This window comes from Acinetobacter sp. YH01022, from assembly GCF_013420235.1.
GTDB lineage: Bacteria > Pseudomonadota > Gammaproteobacteria > Pseudomonadales > Moraxellaceae > Acinetobacter.
In genome coordinates, this window is sequence record NZ_VOYP01000034.1 from 1 (window position 1) to 20,389 (window position 20,389).

At 42.0% G+C, this 20,389-nt stretch carries 19 protein-coding genes and 1 pseudogene; 2 read left to right on the plus strand and 18 right to left on the minus strand.

Features of this window, described 5'->3' with window-relative positions; translation table 11 throughout:
- Positions 1–125: 125 nt before the first annotated feature.
- Positions 126–194 (minus strand): annotated as a pseudogene (locus FTT87_RS11910) (IS66 family insertion sequence element accessory protein TnpB); the annotation flags it as partial.
- Positions 195–570: 376 nt separating this feature from the next.
- Between FTT87_RS11910 and FTT87_RS11915 the strand changes: the two are divergent.
- The gene (locus FTT87_RS11915) at positions 571–1,506 is read left to right on the plus strand and encodes a tRNA-dihydrouridine synthase (protein WP_180042517.1); all 936 of its coding nucleotides are present in this window, start codon (positions 571–573) and stop codon (positions 1,504–1,506) included.
- A gap of 371 nt (positions 1,507–1,877) precedes the next feature.
- Here the strand turns inward: FTT87_RS11915 and FTT87_RS11920 are convergent, their stop codons facing one another.
- From FTT87_RS11920 to FTT87_RS11980, 13 genes are all read right to left on the minus strand, one after another.
- Positions 1,878–2,357, minus strand: a complete 480-nt coding sequence (locus FTT87_RS11920) for a methylated-DNA--[protein]-cysteine S-methyltransferase (protein WP_180042518.1) — start codon at positions 2,355–2,357, stop codon at positions 1,878–1,880.
- A 35-nt stretch (positions 2,358–2,392) separates the two neighbouring features.
- On the minus strand, positions 2,393–2,710 hold the full coding sequence (gene sugE / locus FTT87_RS11925) for a quaternary ammonium compound efflux SMR transporter SugE (protein WP_180174918.1): 318 nt from the start codon (positions 2,708–2,710) through the stop codon (positions 2,393–2,395).
- A 236-nt stretch (positions 2,711–2,946) separates the two neighbouring features.
- Positions 2,947–3,861, minus strand: coding sequence for a copper resistance protein B (locus FTT87_RS11930; protein WP_180174919.1), 915 nt, complete (start codon positions 3,859–3,861; stop codon positions 2,947–2,949).
- A complete protein-coding gene (locus FTT87_RS11935) occupies positions 3,848–5,821 on the minus strand; it encodes a multicopper oxidase domain-containing protein (protein WP_180174920.1) in 1,974 nt (657 codons plus the stop codon). Before FTT87_RS11935 ends, FTT87_RS11930 begins: the two co-directional genes overlap by 14 nt.
- Before the next feature lie 44 nt (positions 5,822–5,865).
- Positions 5,866–6,321: a hypothetical protein gene (locus FTT87_RS11940; protein WP_180042522.1), complete on the minus strand. Its 456-nt coding sequence runs from the start codon at positions 6,319–6,321 to the stop codon at positions 5,866–5,868.
- A gap of 394 nt (positions 6,322–6,715) precedes the next feature.
- Entirely contained in the window at positions 6,716–7,402 is a 687-nt protein-coding gene (rpe, locus tag FTT87_RS11945; protein WP_180042523.1) for a ribulose-phosphate 3-epimerase, read from the minus strand.
- A 162-nt stretch (positions 7,403–7,564) separates the two neighbouring features.
- Positions 7,565–8,401, minus strand: a complete 837-nt coding sequence (gene fghA, locus FTT87_RS11950; RefSeq protein WP_180174921.1) for an S-formylglutathione hydrolase — start codon at positions 8,399–8,401, stop codon at positions 7,565–7,567.
- An 11-nt stretch (positions 8,402–8,412) separates the two neighbouring features.
- A complete protein-coding gene (locus FTT87_RS11955) occupies positions 8,413–9,825 on the minus strand; it encodes a C13 family peptidase (RefSeq protein ID WP_180174922.1) in 1,413 nt (470 codons plus the stop codon).
- Between the two features lie 123 nt (positions 9,826–9,948).
- Entirely contained in the window at positions 9,949–10,755 is an 807-nt protein-coding gene (locus FTT87_RS11960) for a class I SAM-dependent methyltransferase (RefSeq protein ID WP_180082041.1), read from the minus strand.
- Entirely contained in the window at positions 10,755–11,576 is an 822-nt protein-coding gene (locus FTT87_RS11965) for an undecaprenyl-diphosphate phosphatase (RefSeq protein ID WP_086197691.1), read from the minus strand. Before FTT87_RS11965 ends, FTT87_RS11960 begins: the two co-directional genes overlap by 1 nt.
- Before the next feature lie 8 nt (positions 11,577–11,584).
- A complete protein-coding gene (gene tsaB / locus FTT87_RS11970) occupies positions 11,585–12,253 on the minus strand; it encodes a tRNA (adenosine(37)-N6)-threonylcarbamoyltransferase complex dimerization subunit type 1 TsaB (RefSeq protein WP_180174923.1) in 669 nt (222 codons plus the stop codon).
- A gap of 131 nt (positions 12,254–12,384) precedes the next feature.
- Positions 12,385–12,915, minus strand: a complete 531-nt coding sequence (locus FTT87_RS11975; RefSeq protein ID WP_180042528.1) for a gamma carbonic anhydrase family protein — start codon at positions 12,913–12,915, stop codon at positions 12,385–12,387.
- A gap of 13 nt (positions 12,916–12,928) precedes the next feature.
- The gene (locus tag FTT87_RS11980; RefSeq protein WP_086197694.1) at positions 12,929–13,546 is read right to left on the minus strand and encodes a CoA pyrophosphatase; all 618 of its coding nucleotides are present in this window, start codon (positions 13,544–13,546) and stop codon (positions 12,929–12,931) included.
- Between the two features lie 125 nt (positions 13,547–13,671).
- On the opposite strand from FTT87_RS11980, the gene FTT87_RS11985 reads away from it, so the two are divergent.
- A complete protein-coding gene (locus FTT87_RS11985; RefSeq protein WP_180174924.1) occupies positions 13,672–14,220 on the plus strand; it encodes an NUDIX hydrolase in 549 nt (182 codons plus the stop codon).
- 60 nt (positions 14,221–14,280) lie between these two features.
- Here the strand turns inward: FTT87_RS11985 and FTT87_RS11990 are convergent, their stop codons facing one another.
- The 4 genes from FTT87_RS11990 to FTT87_RS12005 are packed head-to-tail and all read right to left on the minus strand — an operon-like array spanning position 14,281 to position 20,375.
- Positions 14,281–16,239 (minus strand): hypothetical protein, encoded by a 1,959-nt coding sequence (locus tag FTT87_RS11990; protein WP_180174925.1) that lies wholly within the window; start codon positions 16,237–16,239, stop codon positions 14,281–14,283.
- Positions 16,240–16,260: 21 nt separating this feature from the next.
- Positions 16,261–17,430 (minus strand): putative pilus assembly protein FilE, encoded by a 1,170-nt coding sequence (filE, locus tag FTT87_RS11995; RefSeq protein ID WP_368737328.1) that lies wholly within the window; start codon positions 17,428–17,430, stop codon positions 16,261–16,263.
- A 32-nt stretch (positions 17,431–17,462) separates the two neighbouring features.
- Complete coding sequence (locus FTT87_RS12000; RefSeq protein ID WP_180042531.1) at positions 17,463–19,127, minus strand: OmpP1/FadL family transporter; 1,665 nt, start codon at positions 19,125–19,127, stop codon at positions 17,463–17,465.
- Between the two features lie 12 nt (positions 19,128–19,139).
- Entirely contained in the window at positions 19,140–20,375 is a 1,236-nt protein-coding gene (locus FTT87_RS12005; protein WP_180042532.1) for a hypothetical protein, read from the minus strand.
- Positions 20,376–20,389 lie beyond the last annotated feature (14 nt).

Sequence of the window (20,389 nt, forward strand, 5' to 3'; positions counted from 1 at the left end):
GAGATCCATGCACGTGTAGCAGTCCTTAATAGATTTACGGAATTAGGTCGACCACTTACCCAAGTTACGCCTTAAATTTGGCTCAATTAGGGGCGCTTTGCATTTCAAATCTTTGTGCAACAAAGCCATTCTTTGCTGTATTTTCTGCGTTTTTTAGCAACAGGAAGTGTTGCTGAATATATATCCATGTTCATGGATTAAGTCCCCACTTGTTTTTAGGTGGGAACTAAATTAAGGCTTATAGGATCGCTTGGTAAGGCTGTGTTAGCCGGATGCTTACATTTAAAGTATCTGTATTCTTATTAATTAAAATGTCTAGTCTATGGTATACATCAAAATCATGGATTGAATATGCATTTGATATGTTGATCACTATGTCTAACAAAGAGATTTAAATCCTGTTTTTGACTCTTGCAGTTAAAAACAGGATATTTCTACTTAGGAATAACAATACGAAATATAAGGGTTAAGACCTATCTCACACTACAATATTTCAAAGACCTTTTCCTAGACAGCATGCATAAAAAAACGTATAACACCGTTTTTCAAATTTAACGGGTAGACATCACTGTGAAACTCATCCTTGCACCCATGGAAGGCTTAACAGACCCCATTATGCGTGATGTACTCACGTCTGTGGGCAGCTTTGACTGGTGTGTAACCGAGTTCATTCGTGTCACCGATTCAGTGCTTCCCGATCATGTCTATCATAATTACTGCCCGGAACTCCTCAATGAGGGTAAAACCGCTGCTGGCACACCTGTGCATGTACAGTTTTTAGGAAATAATCCTGAAATGCTGGCAGCCAATGCCATTCGTGCCGTGGAGCTGGGTGCTCCTGCCATTGATATGAATTTCGGTTGCCCTGCAAAAACGGTTAATCGTCACCGTGGCGGTTCAGTGCTGCTGGATGAACCCGACGTGGTACATCTGCTTGTCAAGGCTGTGCGTGATGCAGTACCTAAACATATTCCGGTTTCTGCCAAAATGCGCTTAGGCTATATGGACAGAAAATTTACCCTGGAAAATGCTCATGCCATTGAGGATGCTGGTGCTGCCTGGGTCACAGTGCATGCACGTACCAAGGCGGAAGGCTATACCCCTCCTGCATTTTGGGATCAGTTGCAACCGATTCGTGAAGCCTTAAACATCAATGTCATTGCCAATGGTGAAATTTGGACCAATGCAGATGCCAAACAATGCCAACTTGAATCTGGCTGTGAAGATTTGATGATTGGCCGAGCTGCTGTAACCACACCGGATATCACCCAATGTATCCGTCAGAATACTGACGAAGCCTTGATCACCTGGAATGAATTATTGGCTTTGCAAATTCGTTTCCTGAATGGTCCCTATAAAAAAGAAGTGAATATGGTGGGACGCTATAAACAGTGGCTCGGCATGATGTCCAAACATTATCCTGAAGCTAAAGAATTGTGGAACGAGGTCAAACGGATTAAAGGCTTGGCTGAAATCATTGAAAAATTAAATGTTTCCAAGCATTAAAGTCAAAAACCTTTGAATATTCAAAGGCTTTTTTATTTAGCTACTTTCTTTACACTGTTTTAAATTTTCCACATGCACTCGATTGATTTTCCATGATTTTTCCAAAAATTCAATTTTTTAAAATCAGCACGGCCTCATTTAATTGGATTCATTTTAATGCCTTTGCGTAGGCAATCTTTCTACTTTTGAAAGGTCAAAAGTAGACAAAAACCTTTTGTTTCCCATACACAACTTCCCTGTCGTGATGGGAAACGTATGGCATCCATGCCATACTCATAAATCCAGTACCTGCAAAATTCTATTTTTTAATTTTGACACTACAAATAATTTTCAGTCATCAAAAAATGATTTATAAAAGAAATCTAGTATTATTAACTTTGTTCAATTTTTAACAAAATCTCTTTATTTTCCAGCCCACCGGCAAAACCCACCAGTTTACCATTTGCTCCGACCACACGATGACACGGCGCAATAATGGAGATGGGGTTTTTACCATTGGCTGCACCCACAGCACGAACCGCTTTGACATTGCCAATTTGCTCGGCAATATCGCGATAACTACGGGTCTCTCCAAAGGGAATGGTCAGCAAAGCTTGCCAGACTTTCTTCTGAAATTCAGTACCTTCAAAATCTAGAGGCAAATCAAACTGCTGCCGTTTTCCCGCGAAATATTCTGTTAACTGCTTTTGGGTTTCCAATAAAATTGGATGATGAACCTGTTCAATCAGTTCGGCTAAACGTACCCGTTTAGGATTTTCATTTTCCCAAAGTACCGCCACCAAAGCTGTGTCATTGGCCACCAGTTTTAAAGTACCGACAGGAGAAGTCATTTCCATAAATGCCAGTTTCATCATCTTCTCCTGTAATAAAAGCATTGCTTAGGATTTTATGATGATGACAGTTTCATCAGCACTAATCCAGAAATAATCAGTACCGCAGCGAGCATCCGCATCGCCGATGCAGGCTCACCCAAAATAAACACCCCGACCAGAAAAGAACCCACTGCACCAATTCCGGTCCAGATGGTATAGGCTGTACCCAGTGGCAAAGTGCGCATAGCATGGGCCAGTAAAGCAAAACTTAAAATCATGAAAACCAGGGTAATAATACTCGGTGTGAGACGGGTGAAACCTTCAGAAAGTTTCATGGCATAGGCCCAGACAATTTCAAAAAGACCGGCTAAAACCAGAATTACCCAAGCCATGACGACGATGCTCCATTAGATGCGAGTCAGGTCGTCCTGACGAATTTTCTCAGTGCAACAATCAATCTGATTGCACCAAGGGAGGTCGTTCCTCCTATAACTTATTAGATAATTATATAAATAATTGAGCTAAACAGGTGCTTGTTTTACATTTTTTGACCAATTACTCACCTTAAAAGTGCGAATAAAATCCGACTGGCCTAAACCAGTCGGATTTTCTGAATCATCACATCAAACTAAAATTTAAAATGTATCCCGGCACCATACAACCATTCCTGATCAGATGCTGATTCTGCTTGCCAATCCGTCTGTTCATGCCCCTGTTTATATCCATAGGCCACATCAATAAAAGGCATGACTTTTTTATTGATTTCATAACGCATTTCCAGGCCTAATTGTGCGCTGCTTAAACCGGTTTTTTGAGCATAGCTGGAGGCATCACTCAATATCACATTCAAATCCAGATAAGGCTTAACAATCAGCTTTTGCGTCAGTAGCACATCGCGTTCGGTTTCCAGGCTCAAAGACGTTTGATTATCCTGACCCACATATAAATAAGCATTGGTTTCAAAGAAATACGGTGCCAACCCATGTACCCCAATCACGGCATCGACCTGATCCTGATCGACTTCCCGATTCTGGTCATTGCGATAACGTAGACCGGCCTGCACATCCCAAAAATCGGTAACATTGCGACTGTATAACATTTTGACATCATATTCCGCTTGCTGTGATTCAGCATCATCGGCATGCACTTTGATAAAAACCTTGTTTTCATCTGTGCCGATACTGGTTTCCAGTTCCGATTTTAGAACCCCGTTTCCATCATTATTGCGTAACCAGCGACTTTCAACCGTGGTTTGCTGATACATCTGCCCACCATGTTCCTTGATATGCTCGGCAAATGCAGCATCGTTTGCGTTCGTATTTTCATCCTGTACAGAGGGTGTCTGTTTTGCTTCAACAGGTGTTTGAGCTGTAGTTGACACGACATGATGCTGTGAATGGTCAGCTGGCATTTCATCCTGTGGTGACGTCTGCACTTCCGCCATCAACATGGTTTGATGACTTGGTTGTGCAAAACTTGGTCCAGAGAGCAACAGGAATGAGACACTCAATGTACTCATTGCAAAGTGATTAATGATGCGCATGTGAGTCTCCTTGCTGAACTTGAGCCGGCGTAACAAGTGAAGCTAGCGTTTTATTTCCATCCACATTGGCCACCACTAGTTTACTCATCATGCCCGACGACATGTGATAGAGCAGATGACAATGAATCGCCCATTCTCCCAATTCATCAGCGGTCAGTAATGCCGTTACCGTTTTACCCGGTGGCACAATCAGGGTGTGTTTATTCGGCATATTGGCGCTACTTTGCCCATTTTCCAGCTGCATAAACATGCCATGCAGATGCATCGGATGCGCCATCATGCTGTCATTAATAAATTTCAGCCGGATACGTTCGCCATATTTCACCTGTAGCGGTTCAACTTCAGTAAATTTCTTGCCATTGATGGTCCAGATATAACGCTCCATGTTGCCGCCCAAACGCACTTCCAGCTCTCTCTCTGCCGGACGGGTATCAGGCTGTGGAGTAAGTGATTTCAAATCACTATATTGCAGTGCCTTATGCCCTGTGGGTGTAGATGCATTGGCCCAGCCATAAACTACAGGCGCCTTATTATCTGAAGATGGTTGTTCTATAAGATGCGTTGTATGGCTTTGCTCATGCTGTTGATCAGACTCAGGTTTTGCTGCTGGTGGTATAGCGTATTGTTGAGTCGCATCTTGCGAATGGTCGTGCATGGCAGCATGACTCATTTGAGTATGCTCCATGGCTTGATGATCCATTGCAGCCATATCATGTGGCATGGATGAATGATTCATTGCATCCATGTCATGTAGCATGGATGAATGATCCATTGACGAATGATCCATCACTTGATGTTTCATTGCGCTGGCACGGCTTTGATTTGTACTACTCTGACCATCATTCATCTCAGCATGGTTCGCATGATCACTGGATGCAGAACCATGCCCCATATCTTCCATCGTAAGTAATGCACGTGGACGCGGCTTAGGCATGTGAATCACATGTGTCCCTGGAGAATTTTCATTATGCAATGAACCAATCGCAAACCCGCTGCGGTCAATAGATTCAGCTTCAATCTGATAATGATTATCTTTCGTTTCAACCATCACATCATAAGTTTCTGCAGTGCCTATACGAAACTCATCGACAGGTACCGGTTGCACGGGCTGGCCATCAGCACTGATCACGGTCATCTTCAAGTCTGGAATACGCACATCATAAAAAGACATGGCTGAAGCATTGATAAAACGTAAACGGACTTTTTCATTTGGCTTGAACATGCCCGTCCAGTTTTGCTCTGGCGTTTTGCCATTGATCAGGAAAGTATAACCGGTGACATCGGACAAATCGGTTTTCAGCATGCGCATCTGATTCCACATGGAACGGTCTTGCCAAGTACTTTTTAGACCATCACGCTTAACTTGCTTCAACACGTCGGCCACAGTTTCACGCCGATTTTGATAGTATTCAGCCGACTTTTTCAGGTTCTTCTGAATCTGGTCACTGCTGGACTGATGAAAATCGGACAGCATCACCACATAATCACGATCAGCCTGTTCATGCGCTGCTAGCGGCTTTTTCCCTTTGGGATAAATCACCAATGCACCATATAAACCGTCCTGTTCCTGTCCTTTGGAATGCGCGTGATACCAGTAGGTACCGTTTTGCCGCACCTTGAAACGATAGACAAAATCCGCCTGTGGTTTAATCCCTTGAAACTGGTTAAAACCCGGCACCCCATCCATCAGTCCCGGCAGCAATAAACCATGCCAGTGAATGGAGCTATCCTTGTTTTTCAGATTGTTATGCACATGAATAACGGCATCATCGCCTTCTTCAAATTCGAGAAGGGGTGCTGGAAATTGACCATTCACGGTAATCCGTTTTAAGGGCTTTCCGGTGATATTTACGTTCTGTTCATCAATGTTGAGATGATATTCTTTGACCGCAGCAAACGACCACGACGATGACACTAAACAGACCCCAATCACGAGGCTTTGACTTAATTGTATAGACATGACTAAACCTATAATTTAAAAATAAAAAGTTTTTTAAATCACGGTCAAGCTTTTGGGGGACGTAAAATCTGCTGCCAGAAACCGCTTAAATGCTGGGCGGAATAAGTAAAATTCAGCTGTGGATGTTCTTGAATGGCTTGCACATGTACCAGAGGGTGTGCTTGAGAATCCAGCCAGAGACTGAGACTCTGACAATGCAACTGTAGGCAATCATTACAACTGAAATGTTGCTGTTGATCGCTCATGCCCTGATTACAATCCAGATCATGGGACACGTCTACCTGTTCGACAGGATGCTGCTGCATGTGCGGTTGAGTATTGACTGAATCATGGCAACCCGACATGGTCATCATGGACATTTTATCTTCATGTTGAGCCGTCAATTCACTCATCATTTGCTGATGCATCGGCTGTTCAAATGCCAAGACAGCATTGCTCCACCCAATGGCAAAAACCATCAGGAACACAAACCAAGCCTGTTTGCGTAATGAAGTGGGCACAGTATTGTCCTTAGCCGATGCACAATAAAAGATAAATCATGTTCTTTCGATTTCAGTCTACCAGCATAATCAAGATATAAGTTATACACAATTTTTAAATTTATGCTAAACAGTGTCAAGTCAGGTTGAATAATGCCAACTTAAACAATAAAGTTATTTTTTAAACAGTATTATTTTTAAGCATAGATGAATAAAGCATCATATTTTTTAATGCCTTAACAAGCTAAAAAAGGACTCATTTGAGTCCTTTTTATACATTTAATGTCTAATTATTAAACTATTGATCTACAATTGTTTATAAACTAATCAAGTTATCCATACAGTTATCTACACAGATATCCATATGGTTATCCATAAAGTTATCCACAACTTAGCGATCATTAATTGTAGATTATTAGAGATTAACTGAGCCTACTTTTGCCAGTTCTGAACGCATTTCATCAATGACAGCTTGATAATCTGGCTTGCCAAAAATAGCCGAACCGGCAACAAACATATCTGCGCCTGCTTCTGCAATTTCGCGAATATTGGCTGGAGTCACCCCACCATCAACTTCTAAACGGATGTCACGGCCAGAGGCATCAATGATCTTGCGTGCCTGACGAAGTTTATCCAAAGTCATGGGAATAAATTTCTGACCGCCAAAGCCCGGGTTAACACTCATCAACAAAATTTGATCAACTTTGTCCAGCACATAGTCCAGGTAATGCAATGGTGTGGCCGGATTAAACACCAGACCAGCTTTGGCACCACCCGATTTAATTAACTGTAAAGAACGGTCAATATGATCCGTCGCTTCCGGGTGAAAAGTAATAATGTCAGCACCCGCTTCCAGGAAATCGCCAATCATATGGTCTACAGGCGACACCATCAGATGCACATCAATCGGTGCCTGAATCCCGTATTTTTTTAATGCTTTACATACCCCTGCACCAAAAGTCAGGTTAGGTACGTAATGGTTATCCATGACATCAAAGTGTACGACATCGGCACCTGCTGCAAGCACATTTTCAACTTCTTCACCTAAACGGGCAAAGTCGGCAGATAAAATGGAAGGTGCAATTAAATATGGCTTGGACATGGAGAGAACCTGGCTATGCATTTGAATTGATTTTTCACATTATAACAAATTGCATCTTAGTGCTGTGATTCAATCCTGTTTATTCAGGCATTGATGACAGCAAAAAAATAAGGAGCTGTTGTGCTCCTTATGTTCTGAGTAAATTTGCTGCTCAATCAGAGGTTATACATCAAGTTGTACCGCATGAAACTGCAGATGGTCATCCATAAAGGTCTGAATAAAGTAATAACCATGATCATAACCTGCATGTTCACGCAAGGTCAGTGACTGACCTGCTTCGGCACAGGCCTGTTTAAATAATGCTGGATTCAGTTGGCTATAGAACTGGTCCTTAGCCCCCTGATCAATCAGAATCTCCTGAAACAAGGCACCTTTGGACTGAACCAGAGCCGTTGCATCATGCTTTTTCCATTCGGCCTGATCTGCACCTAAATAATTTGAAAATGCCTTTTCACCCCAAGGACATTGGCTCGGCGCGCAAATCGGAGCAAAAGCAGATACAGATTTAAATTTTTCCGGATATTTAAAGGCCAGTGTCAGTGCACCATGTCCTCCCATGGAATGCCCGAAGATGCCTATCGCATCCGTTTGCAGTGGAAAGTTTTGCGTCACGACAGCATAAAGTTCATCGGCAATAAAGCTTTCCATTTGATAATGCTCAGCCCACGGTGCCTGGGTGGCATTGATATAAAATCCGGCACCTTGGCCGATATCCCAAGAATCCCCTGCTGCAACTTGCTCACCTCGGGGTGAGGTATCCGGACTGATCAGGATCAACCCCAGCTGTGCTGCTAAACGTTGCGCATGGGCTTTAATTGCAAAAGTTTCTTCAGTACAGGTCAGACCCGCCAGGTAAAACAGGGCTGGACAAAGCTGACCTGTTAAGGCCTGATGGGGCAAGAAAATTCCAAATTTCGCCTGCCCTTTTAAGCTCTTGGAATTAAAGGCATAAATTCGCTGTTCCCCATCAAAGCATCGATTAACTTGCGTTAATTCCATCGTTATTTTCCTTATTGTGCTGCCACACTTAATTGTGGGCTTTCTATTTTCATATCTGTCTGAGTTGTAGCTGGAAATAAGCGTTGCTCAAGTTGCGGCAACATAAATTCCATATTCTTGCCAATCGACCATTGCGGTTCAGAGGCTTCAAATCCTTGTGCTGTTTCCCATTGTGCCACTGTTTTTTTGGTCTGCTCAAAAGCACTTTCTATAGACATCTGCTCGCGCATGGCCTGATCAAAGAAAGCTCGTCCAAAATAAGTATAATCCGCTTCACTCGAACAGCCAAACGATGCCCGATCAGCCGCAGATGCGGTAATAATCAAGGTATTATCATCCTGCAAAGCGGGAACAAAACTCCCCGAATAACAAGCTGAAATTACGATTACTCGCCAACGGATGCCGGATTTATCCAGAGTATCTTTAAGCCATTTAGGATCGACATCATTTAAATCAATCGGGTCATTTTCCATTTCAAACTGATTCGGCAAACCATGTGAAGTCATGTATAAAAATAACACATCACTTTCTTTATTCATTTGCTGCCCGATACGGCGTAAAGCCATTTCCATACTGGTGCGTGAAGCAATCGGCATTTGAGTGCGGGTTTCAGGGTTATTAATCAGGGCCAATGAACGGCCAAAAGTCCCAAAACGGGTATCAAACTGTTCTTTAATCCGTTCAACTTCCGACTTAAAAACATCCTGATAACCTGCCCCTGCAACGCCTAAAAAGTACCAGTGCGACTGGGCAAACTCCCCATACTGAATAGATTCCAGCGACTTGTTCAAGATCCGGTTTTGGGCATAAAAAGCATCTTCGGCAAATGTCGGCGGGCTTTCTTCAACTTTCCAGATCGGCTGGCTTTTCACTGACATTTGCCACACCACAAGGGTGAACAGTGTCGCAGCCACAATCAGTGCCCGCTCCCACCATGGCCATTTCAGTTCACGGGAAAAGACCCATACTACCGCCAAGCTCTGCCAGACGAACAGCACCATAAAGATAGTCGGCAAATAGTCATACAATATATAAGGCAATACATCAATAAGGCCCAGATACTGGATCAGACTTTGCAATAAGGCGATATGGGTATCCAGTACCAGCCACAACAAGGCAGGTACCAGCATCAAACGTGGATTATTGATCCGCTGGGAAAGAAAAATACCGACGATGAGTGCAATAAAAGGCCATAAAGCATAACTGATCAGGCCTTGCGGGTTAAACTCCCCCATCTCCTCCGCACTGAGCCAACTGAATAAGCTGTTGGCACTGCCGCCTAAAATTCCCCAAAAAATCAGTTGTAGAATCGAGGGACGTACAATTTGCAAAGATCGGCGTGAACCCAGAAAAAGCCACATCCCGGCAGTTTGGTTGCTCTTAAAATCATGCCAAAAATTGATGGAGGGTTTAAAGTCGATCATAAGATTTTCGGGGGGCTTTAGCTCGCGAGTTTACACTCTAAGTTTATGCTTGATGGAATTTTTATCAATGCTGCTTTGGGACTATATAACAAATTAATGCACATTATTGAAACAATTACCAAACTACTCGGGAAAATGATGCTGAAAGTAGGCATCAAAACGACAGGCATCTCCCTGCCATTGATGATCCGGTTCCAGGTTAGCCAAATAGACAGCCAGACGCGGCCGCTTCACCACCACACGTTTTGCCACTTTTTTTGCCAAAGTTAACAGATTATCGCCAAGATCCATTTCCCCATGTTCGGGCAATAACAGATGTAATAATTGCATCTGTTTTTTCACTTGTGCCTGTTTTTTAATGGCTTGTTGATTCTGGTCACGCTGCGGAAACATCGGATCAAGATAAACCACATCTACCACACGTTTCTGTTCCGCCTGCCGGGTTAGGTAATCGGCAGAATCAGAGAAAACCAGATGAATTCGTGACACTACTGAACTGAGAAAAGCATCATTTTGCGCATGGTTTTTGCTGTCTTCCAGCAAGGTAAACAGGATCGGATGCCGTTCAACCAAGGTGACTTCAGCACCCAAATGGGCCATTAACAAACTGTCATGACCTAAACCGGCAGTCGCATCGATTAATGTAGGCTTTTCACCCAGATTACAGGCACGTGCAATCATTTCAGATTTTAACGATGAACGTTTTAAACGCGGCACTTCAGCTTGCCAGTCGGGCTGCATCTTCATGCCATTGGCACACAACCACAGTCCCGATTCATCTACACATAAAGCCAGTTCCGGATTTAAACGTAAAAATCGGGCATTCAGCTTTTCAATGATCTCAACATTTACACTGACACCACGTGAAGAAAGCACAGCAGAATACTGCTGTGCTTGTGCTTGAAACTGAGCTTCTGTAAACAAATGCATTACCAAGAAACCCAGCCTGTCCACCAAGTTGCCAAAATAAACAGACCAAAACCTATGCGGTAGTATGCAAATGCAGTGAAATCATGTTTCGATACATAGCGAATTAATGCACGAATCACGATAAGTGCAGAAATAAATGCCACAATAATACCCACTGCTAGAACAGCCATATCATTGCTATGCAAATCAGCCCTCATTTTATACATATCGAGTAAACCAGCACCCATTAATACAGGAATACCCAGAAAGAAGGAAAATTCTGCTGCTGCTTTACGTGATACACCTAAAAATAAAGACCCGATAATGGTTGAACCTGAACGTGAAGTCCCTGGAAATAAGGCTAAACATTGAATCAGACCAATTAAAGTTGCTTGTTTATAGGTCAAGTCATCCACTTCTTGAGTTTCAATGCTATGCGGACGGCGTTCAGCCCATAAAATAATAAAACCACCCACAATTAAGGCAATCGCGACAGTAATTGCATTAAACAGGTACGCCTTGATGATATCGCCAAACGTTAAGCCGATAATGATGATTGGAATTGAAGCAATAATTAAGTTAATACTTAAACGGCGGCCCTGTTCTTGACCTTTTAAACCACCGATTAAAGCGCCCCAAAGTTTGCCCCAATACTCGTAAATCACCGCTGCAATTGCACCAATCTGCACTGCAACTGCAAACATATCTCTTTTTTCAATGGTCCAGAAATCTAAAAGCTGACCTGCTAAGATTAAATGCCCGGTACTTGAAATCGGTAGAAATTCAGTAATCCCCTCTACCAAGCCCATGATGGCCGCTTTAAATAATAATAAAAGATCCATATCTAACCTTAAGTTGCTTTAATTTGTTCTGGAATTTTTTTCCACGCATTATCACGTAAATACACTGGTAGTGCTTCTTCAGCTGCAACCCAATGCTGCTGTAATGCAGCAATACGTGCAATTTGTGCAATATCTTGTGCTGTGGCAACAATCTCTTTAAATTCTATAGCTTCAGGCTGAATTAAAGCTGAACCTGAACCGACAAGTTCAAATCTGACGGCCTGACTGGCAGCACTATAATTCAACAGTTGCTCTGTATCCACAGCCTGCATAATACCCTGCTGATCCAGCTGAAAACTCGCAATATAGACTTCATTCATACGCGCATCCAGTACTGCAGTCACTGCGGTTAAACCTGCTACACGGTATGCTGCCTGTGCCAGAGCTTGCAAGGTTGAAACAGGAACAACAGGTAGATCATTGGCCCATGCCAAGGCCTGAGTCACGGCAGCATTAATACGTACCCCACTAAAAGAACCGGGACCACGGCTAAATGCAATTGCAGTTAAGTCAGCAGCAGACAATCCAAGCTGGGTAAAAGCCTGTTCGATCATTGGGAGAATCGTTTGCGTTTGTGCTTTTGCTCGCGCATCTAATTGAAAAAATAATTCTTGAGTGTCATCTACAATAGAAACGGAACACTGCTCATTGGCAGTTTCCAATGCCAGCAACTTCATGCACAACCTTAATTTATTTAAATATAAAAAACGTCGGATATCATACTCCACTCATGCGTGCGAGGCGAGATTTTCCATCCACAGGATACAAAAAAGCCAAGCATTTGCTTGGCTGAATATCTCGTTTCAAATTACAGTTCAACCGACTCTAAATGCTGAAAATTTTTGAAATGCTCGGCATAGTGCATGGCACTCATTTTTAATTTGGCTTCAGCCGCCTCATCCAGCGTTTTGACGATTTTACCTGGCGAACCCATGACCACAGAATTGTCCGGAATCACCTTACCTTCTGGAATTAAGGCATTAGCACCAATAATACAATTTCTACCAATCACGGCATGATTTAAAATCACGCTGTTAATGCCGATCAGCGTGTTATCTCCTACGGTGCAGCCATGCAACATGGCCTGATGGCCAATCGTGACATAGCTTCCAATATGCATTTCAATACCTGCATCGGTATGTAAAACGGCATTTTCCTGCACATTGGTAAAATCCCCTAACGTGATTTTACTGTTATCGCCCCGAATCACGGCGCCAAACCAGACACTGACCTGCTTGCCCATTTCTACCTGGCCGATAACGGTCGCATTATCTGCCACCCAGCCATCCCAAGGTTGATGCGTTGCTTGAGGTGTATATCCTTTAAATTTATAAATCATGAGGTGAAATTCCTTATTTACCGTATTTAATCTTATTGCTATGAAAAGTGGGCGAATTTAATAAAAATGGCCATTCCTTTTGATAATCCAAACCATACTGAAACAGTGAAACCAACATTCGTGCCGTCAATCCCCAAACCACCTCATTTTCCACACGCATGCTGGGAAAATACAAAGACTGATGAGCATAACGCACCTCATAGGGAATGGGCGGTGCATTCATTAAGCTACTCAGTGATGCAAAAAAGATTCGATCAATTTCAGCTGGTTGAGGAATAAGTTCCACTTCAGGCGGAATCAGCCCGACCACAGGTTTGACCAGCATCCCGTTGCGGGCTTTTTGCATGGGCAAATCGCCAATCAGTTGCACATCAAATGGATTCAGTGCGGTCTCTTCATAGGCTTCGCGCAAAGCCACCACAATATTACTGGTATCTTGCGGATCTCTTTTCCCCCCCGGAAAAGAAACTTCCCCGGCATGATTGGATAAATATAAAGAACGGCGCGTGAGCAAAACTTTGGGATCAGACTCATCAGTAATGGCAATCAGTACAGCTGCATGAGCAGGCTTGATACGTGTAGAAAAGCGTAACCTGTGCTGTAATAATTGTATTAATGAGTAGTCATCCATGCGCTACTGCTCCTGCCTCATGCTTTATTTCATCATAGCTGAATTTTTATTCCAAAGGATAGAAATGATGCCAAAGTTGCATTTTTCAGTTATGCTGATCAACACCTTTATCATTGACGATGAATATGAATTTCTGTGTAATTTGCGGACATAAAACAACGGAAAAAATTCCACTCGGCGACCATCAATTACGCCGTGTTTGTACAAATTGTGGCAATATTCATTACGTCAATCCCAAAGTCATTTGCGGGGCACTGGTGCTGTGGGAAAATAAGGTTTTGCTGTGCCGCCGTGCCATTGAACCGCGTTATGGGCTATGGACCCTGCCCGCAGGTTATATGGAACTGTTTGAAACCATGGAACAGGGCGCTGCCAGAGAAACCCGCGAAGAGGCTGAAGCTGAAGTCGAAATCGAACAGCTGTACTGTATGTACAATATTCCCCGAATTGGACAAATTTACGTTCTGTTCAAGGCCAATCTCGTCAAAGGCATATTCGGTGCTGGTGAAGAAACCATTGAGTCGCGTTTATTTGATGAACATGAAATTCCTTGGTCTGAACTGGCTTTTCCCAGCGTAGAACGGACCTTAAGACATTATTTTGAGGATCGTAAAACTGCTTCATTCAGCATGCATTTAGAAACTTTAGGTACCCGCTTAGATCATACTGGTTAAAGATGCGATACATTTGCAATTTAATAAAAAGCCCATCATATGATGGGCTTTATTTTTTGCTTACTTCTTTTTGACTGTATAACACGGAGCCAAAGCAAAAGTTAAACTGCCTCCACTTAACTTCGCAAGATCTGCATCTTGAGAAGTGTGCGATGTATTATTGGTATTATAAACTTTCTGGAAACTTGATAATGAGTTTGCCCATTTTACCGTACCAACAGCAGAGTCTTTAAATGTAATATCAGCCGCACCCGAAGTAAGATTTAATAAGTTAGCTACATTAAGTAAAGCACCACCCACCAGAATACTATCACCAGACGTTGAAGTCTTAATATTGGTATTCATTCCCACTAAAGCACCGTCAATTTTTTTCAAGTTTGCATTTGCCAATACCATACGCAAGGAAATATTCTTATCATTGGTGAAAGCACGAGAAACTGTACCAATCCGGTATTGTTGAACTCCATACTGGTCTATATAAGTGGATGAATTAAAGCCTGTGGTATCACAAGCGCTTTTTCCTGAAGCCAACTCCTGATCCAAAGCAGTACTCATATCATCTTCAGTATAACCAGGTTTCATATTGGTTCGAATGTTGCCTTTTTCATCAATCACTATTCCCAATACAACGTCTTTCACGCTGGTATCGGTAAATTTAAAGGTCAAATTTGCGTACATCGGGAATATATAAGCTTCGCCAGATTTCACATTATTAATGGATTTAAAAACCCTTTTATCTAGATAAGTGATAGGAAAGGTTTTATATAAATCGAGTGTACCATTAAAATTTTCGCTGCCAATGGTCTGCCTCCATAGACCAAAATCCAGCTTATCAGCTGCAGTGACTTCTGTTTTCCTAGTAAGCAACTTATAGAATGCTTCTTTGCCAGCAATCATATAATCATTATATAAAGTGCCCTGATAAATACTTAAAGGTGTAGTGACTTGATCGACCTGAAAATCAAAATTTTGATCAATTTTCTTGGTTACCGGATTAATCCAATGCTCTTGTGCATTTGCAGTCATTCGAATCGGTCGGGTGGTGGTCAGCAATTTGGTATTTAATCCACCTATCGTCGAAGTATCGCTAATGCCTGGACCACGCCATTGTATGCCACTACCAAAAGTATAACCGTCACGATCGGTAATCAACATGAAATGTCCTAACAGATGCTGCGTTGAGCTGTCCTGAGGATTACACGTATCTTTATTACAACCAACTAAACCATCTGAACCACTTAAACTACTAATCACTCCAGAGGTTGAAAATAATGAAAATTCCGGTTGATATACCCCGGCATTCGCAATATTCATCAACATACTGACCGTAGAAAATGCCTGCTCATTGGTTATATTTGAAATATTAATCCAAGGTTGGATCAATAATTCAAAATCGGAATCTGTGGTATTTGCAAAGGTTTCTTGAGGAATTGACTGACTGATTCTCTCCAAATCTACACGCATTTGATCCGTAATATATAAGGCTTGAATATCGGCTGGATCAGCAATCCCCCCATTTTGTAGCGCAAGTGCCTGTAATATTTTTGCCAACCGCATAGCGACCTTCACTGTGCTATCACTGGTATCCAGAGACTTAGCTGGTGTACCGGCAATTCCGGAGGCAATGTCCAAAATAGTCAAACGAGGCAATTGTGAGGTACTTACCTTGGCAATCTTATTTAGGTCTAGCGTTCCCAAATTAATTTGCTTATCTTTTTCCCCCTTCAGGAAGAAAGTAATTTTGTCACCGACTTTACATGCCCCGGTTGCTGCCCCATCTTTCAAATCTAAAGTGGTTACAAAGCTATTTTTAGTATCACTACTACAAGTAAAATTTAATCCATTTAATGGATAATCCAAGGCAAATCCAAGACATCCACTAGCACCTATCGTACACGTTCCATTCGTTGTACTACCTTCATAAACTTCAGGAATAACATTGGCACTTTCACCACCACACCCCGTTAAAGCTGCCATCAATGTGGTGAGGGCAAAAGGGAGTAAATATTTATTTTTCATCCGAGTTCTCTTCTTATATCCTTAGCGAATTGCTATTAATTTTAATTGACCCTGATTGGTGAGTGCTTTGTTTTCTAGATCTATCGCACTGGCTAAAGGAGTCAACAACATATATCGGCTTTGAGAAGGAATATGAATGATTCCTTCAATTTTTTCATGGCTAGTAAATGACTCGGCAGTTTCATGATTTTTAAAGCCTCCTGCTCCCTCAAGTACACAGCCATTGGTATCTAGAAAAACCACAAATGGCCAATAAAAGGTCGGATTCTGTTGTCGCGAAGCATAAGAGTTAATCTGCACATTCTGAATTGCATTGGAAATCTTCACAATTTCAAAATCAAAATGCTCTTTTAATGGTGCACGTGGCCAGACATTGACTTCCTTATCCAGACTGACTGTTTTCGCATTTTTAATTTTTTTGTCCTGAATACATTGTTGACCTAAACTATTCACGGCATCAGCCTGAGAAACCCGGTAATAAGTCGATGACAAGGTAATAGGACCACTATCCTGTTTTTGATTCTTTTTAAAAAATGATTGCAGTAGGGATTTACTCACCCCTTTTTCACGCTCGACCATTTGTAAGCGTGTCGCTCCATGTTTGGTATCAATGATGCCTTCAGGCATAGCATAAAAACGTTTTTTCCCTTCCAGATTAAATTCCTTGTCTTCCAGGTATTCATTTTTTATATATTGCGTACCATCAACCGTGACATAGTTTTCTGCATCTTTAGCTTCTTTCAGTTCTTTAGGCGTACTGGTAGCGAGAGGTACGATTTCTTCCACCTTTTTAGGCAGGGGTTGAGGCTGCGCTAAAACTTTTTGCTTTTTCTCAGTTTCAGGTTCTACATAGGTCGCTTGCGTTATTTTAGCGGTATTCACTTGGGTAGAAGCTTTTTTTGTAGGGCTTTGGACTGCTACTTTATTTTTCACCGGTAATTGCGATAATGGTGTAGTTTGAGTTGCAATAACCTTGATGTCTGGCTGATTATTGGCGGAATGAGTGACCGAGTGAGTTTCTTGAACTCTCACCTCTACTGAGGAAGATTTACTTCCTTCAGTTTCTTTATTTTTGGGCGCAGATTTTTGTTGCACGACCATAGGCCTACCATCTGGCCCAATAATGGTGTAAAATTCTCCCGCATGAGAAAAAGATACCTGCACCACACATAGCGTAAGTATCGATTTCACCCATAAATTCCCTTTCATTATTTTCAATTTCTCTACCATCGTGTTCTATAGTTCAAGCCTAAAATTGTGACTTTGGTATTCGTTTTAACATTTAAACCTGCATATGGATTTAGTAGAATATTATTCACACCCGTTTGGTTTGCTAAACTACTGGTATTTGCTGGAATGTTATCTTTACTGCGTAAGAAACCAATCGATAAATCCAGATCGGTATCTGCATCGAAACGATAACCTACCCCCAAGCCGAACAATTGTGCATTGTTAATCGGAACCATTGTATTTCGCTTATTATCAGGAATTGCACTAGTACGCGGTTCATATCCGGCACGTAATTTCAGACGATCTGTTGCAGAATATTCCAGACCTATCCCATAATTCCAAGGTGAAGTAAATTGCAGTGGAAGTGCCAGAGAAGAATCACCAATATTTTCAGAAAGTAATTTGGCAATTTTTAATGCTGAAATTTGTCGGTCAAATTCAAATTTAAACTTGTCCCACGCTTTATAGTCTGTCCAGCCCACATCAAAATTGACTTGTAAATCAGGTAAAAGCTTATATTTTATTCCTGCTTGAAAATGGGCTGGATATTCAAAATCCATTGAAACCAGACCTGACTCACTTGCAGGAATATTATTAGGAAACCCCAAAATTGCCGCAAGAATTTGACCTGTAGGAGATGACATTAAACCATTGATCAACTCACGTGGTGCCTTTGCGTTATCAATGTGATATTTACCTTTCAAACGCATTTTTGCCGCACTTTGATATACCATACCAAAGCTAAAATCCTCAGTCGGTTCCCACAATACGCCCAGGTTATAACTTGGGCTAAGTGATTGTTCCAGAGCAAGCTGCATTTGCCCGAACCTGCCAAATGGGTTCATACCTTCTTGGGCATTACATATACCTAACAACAGAATGTCAGTAATAATGTCCGAGTTTTCTTTAAAAGGTGTACAAACGACCTCATCAATCATTCGTAACATACCAATTAATTCATTGGGAAAACGCAAATCCGTTTTTAAACCAATGGCTTGGTATGACATACCTATAGAAGCACCCACGGATAACTCATCATTCACTTGATAGGCAATAGATGGAGATAAATAGGTAATCCTTTCTAGAGCAACCTGTTGCCCCATGTAATTCGCAGGATTGCCATTTTCCGCACCAAAACCGGCAACCAAAGGTGCATACATTGCAGTTGCAAAAGTTGTTTTTGAACCTGGTGGATTGTAAGCAATACCTGCTGTAGGTGCAGCCATGGGTAGACCTTCACCAAGATCCACCATTTTTTTTAATACTGGGACGTATAGACTGACGTATTCAACATCCCCATTCACTGTGCCTTTAAAGTCTGTACATAAATCGGAAGAAATCTCTGGCCCGTCATTACACACCATCGGGTCATCTGAATAGCCAAATACGTTATAACCAGCAGGAACAGAAAATTCCCGTTGGATATCAAAATTAGCAAGAATCCCCTGCACATCGGTTTGCAGACCTTCAATTTTGGTCAAAGCTGCAGGGTTAAAATGAATTGCACTAATACCAGGAGGATCTGCAGTAACCGCATTTCCCATACTCAATGATCTGACATCAACAGATAAGTTAGTACCTAATTGAGCGAAAGTTGCACTTGAACAGCCCGAGACGATAATTGCTGCAGCTAACGGGCGAAGTCGAATCTTATACATACGACTACCCTCTTAGCGTAGTTTCTTACCGAAACCTAAAATATCCAGTGGGAATGACAAACCTAAAGATACATCTGGCGCATCTTCTGTCAGGCCTATACCCACAGTCCCATTGACAATAGTTTCAGGTGAAACACGAACACCCAATGAAATTGCTAAAGTGGAGCTGGTCTGGTCAGCTGGTGAATAACTCTCACCCGAAGTATAAGTAAATTCTGAACCGGTATTAAAACTTTGCTGATATGACATCGTCATAGACACATCATAGTTAAATGAATAGGCAAAACCTAAAGCAAAACCTCCACTGATCCCAGGTTGAAACTCATCCAGTACTCGTAAACCACGACGTTGATTTAAACCCGTTTCTTTAAAGCCATAATTGGCAGATACGGAAGCAAACAATACCACTGGATCGATATATTTACGCGTACTTGCACCAATCCCTGCAGAGTAATAACCTTTACCGGTTGCTAGATCATTAGTCGCATTAATTTCATAAGGACTATCACCAGTTTTAGTAGAAATATTACCGAATAAGATCAGGGGTAGTCTGCCAGCTTTTAGAGGGAAAGGCTCCCAACGCGTACCAAAAGAAATATCACCTAGACCTGCTGTAGAAGTATCTTTTAATAAATCTGTTTTAGCGACTAAAGGTACTGAAGCCGTAAAGGTTAAATTATCTAGAATGCCATACTGCGCAGTAAATGTATTGGTAACAGAATGGGTCGCATTTTCTTGAACACGGAGTTGATACAGTTGTCCACTCGCCATTTCAGCATCAATCTGTGTATCACGATAATAGGTATAATCAATATCGTAATAAGATGAAATCTCACCTTTTTTAATTAAAGAATATTGTCTTTCATTTGAGGTAAAGACTTCTTGTAAGTTAGCTTCTTTACTTGCATCCCCTTCTTGCTGCTGTAAAGCAGAAGAAGCTTGCTCATTTGCATTAACAGGTTGTGGCTGTGCCGCTGGAGCACTATCGGCAGATGAGGTTGCTGCTGGCTCTTCAACCTGTTCATCAACCACTTCATATTCACCGAGTGCTGACTCTTCCACTTGAACATTTGCGGTTACTTCAGGTTGTACATTTGCAGACTGTGATGCTGTAGATTGAACTTCTGTTTCCTGCTGATCTACAACCTCGTATTCTCCGAGTGCCGGTTCTTCAGCTGCATATACCCCCCCTATTGCCATTTGAACACTCAAAGCCAATAAAGTTTTGTTCATCCATTTACGATTCATATTCCATCCCACCA

What these genes read in the sequence shown, in the direction of transcription:
- FTT87_RS11920 (WP_180042518.1), bottom strand. Translation starts at nt 2,357, where the DNA reads ATGAAACTGGCATTTATGGAAATGACTTCTCCTGTCGGTACTTTAAAA.
- sugE (WP_180174918.1), bottom strand. Translation starts at nt 2,710, where the DNA reads ATGGCTTGGGTAATTCTGGTTTTAGCCGGTCTTTTTGAAATTGTCTGG.
- FTT87_RS11930 (WP_180174919.1), bottom strand. Translation starts at nt 3,861, where the DNA reads ATGCGCATCATTAATCACTTTGCAATGAGTACATTGAGTGTCTCATTC.
- FTT87_RS11935 (WP_180174920.1), bottom strand. Translation starts at nt 5,821, where the DNA reads ATGTCTATACAATTAAGTCAAAGCCTCGTGATTGGGGTCTGTTTAGTG.
- rpe (WP_180042523.1), bottom strand. Translation starts at nt 7,402, where the DNA reads ATGTCCAAGCCATATTTAATTGCACCTTCCATTTTATCTGCCGACTTT.
- fghA (WP_180174921.1), bottom strand. Translation starts at nt 8,401, where the DNA reads ATGGAATTAACGCAAGTTAATCGATGCTTTGATGGGGAACAGCGAATT.
- FTT87_RS11955 (WP_180174922.1), bottom strand. Translation starts at nt 9,825, where the DNA reads ATGATCGACTTTAAACCCTCCATCAATTTTTGGCATGATTTTAAGAGC.
- FTT87_RS11960 (WP_180082041.1), bottom strand. Translation starts at nt 10,755, where the DNA reads ATGCATTTGTTTACAGAAGCTCAGTTTCAAGCACAAGCACAGCAGTAT.
- FTT87_RS11965 (WP_086197691.1), bottom strand. Translation starts at nt 11,576, where the DNA reads ATGGATCTTTTATTATTATTTAAAGCGGCCATCATGGGCTTGGTAGAG.
- tsaB (WP_180174923.1), bottom strand. Translation starts at nt 12,253, where the DNA reads ATGAAGTTGCTGGCATTGGAAACTGCCAATGAGCAGTGTTCCGTTTCT.
- FTT87_RS11975 (WP_180042528.1), bottom strand. Translation starts at nt 12,915, where the DNA reads ATGATTTATAAATTTAAAGGATATACACCTCAAGCAACGCATCAACCT.
- FTT87_RS11980 (WP_086197694.1), bottom strand. Translation starts at nt 13,546, where the DNA reads ATGGATGACTACTCATTAATACAATTATTACAGCACAGGTTACGCTTT.
- FTT87_RS11985 (WP_180174924.1), top strand. Translation starts at nt 13,672, where the DNA reads ATGAATTTCTGTGTAATTTGCGGACATAAAACAACGGAAAAAATTCCA.
- FTT87_RS11990 (WP_180174925.1), bottom strand. Translation starts at nt 16,239, where the DNA reads ATGAAAAATAAATATTTACTCCCTTTTGCCCTCACCACATTGATGGCA.
- FTT87_RS12000 (WP_180042531.1), bottom strand. Translation starts at nt 19,127, where the DNA reads ATGTATAAGATTCGACTTCGCCCGTTAGCTGCAGCAATTATCGTCTCG.
- FTT87_RS12005 (WP_180042532.1), bottom strand. Translation starts at nt 20,375, where the DNA reads ATGAATCGTAAATGGATGAACAAAACTTTATTGGCTTTGAGTGTTCAA.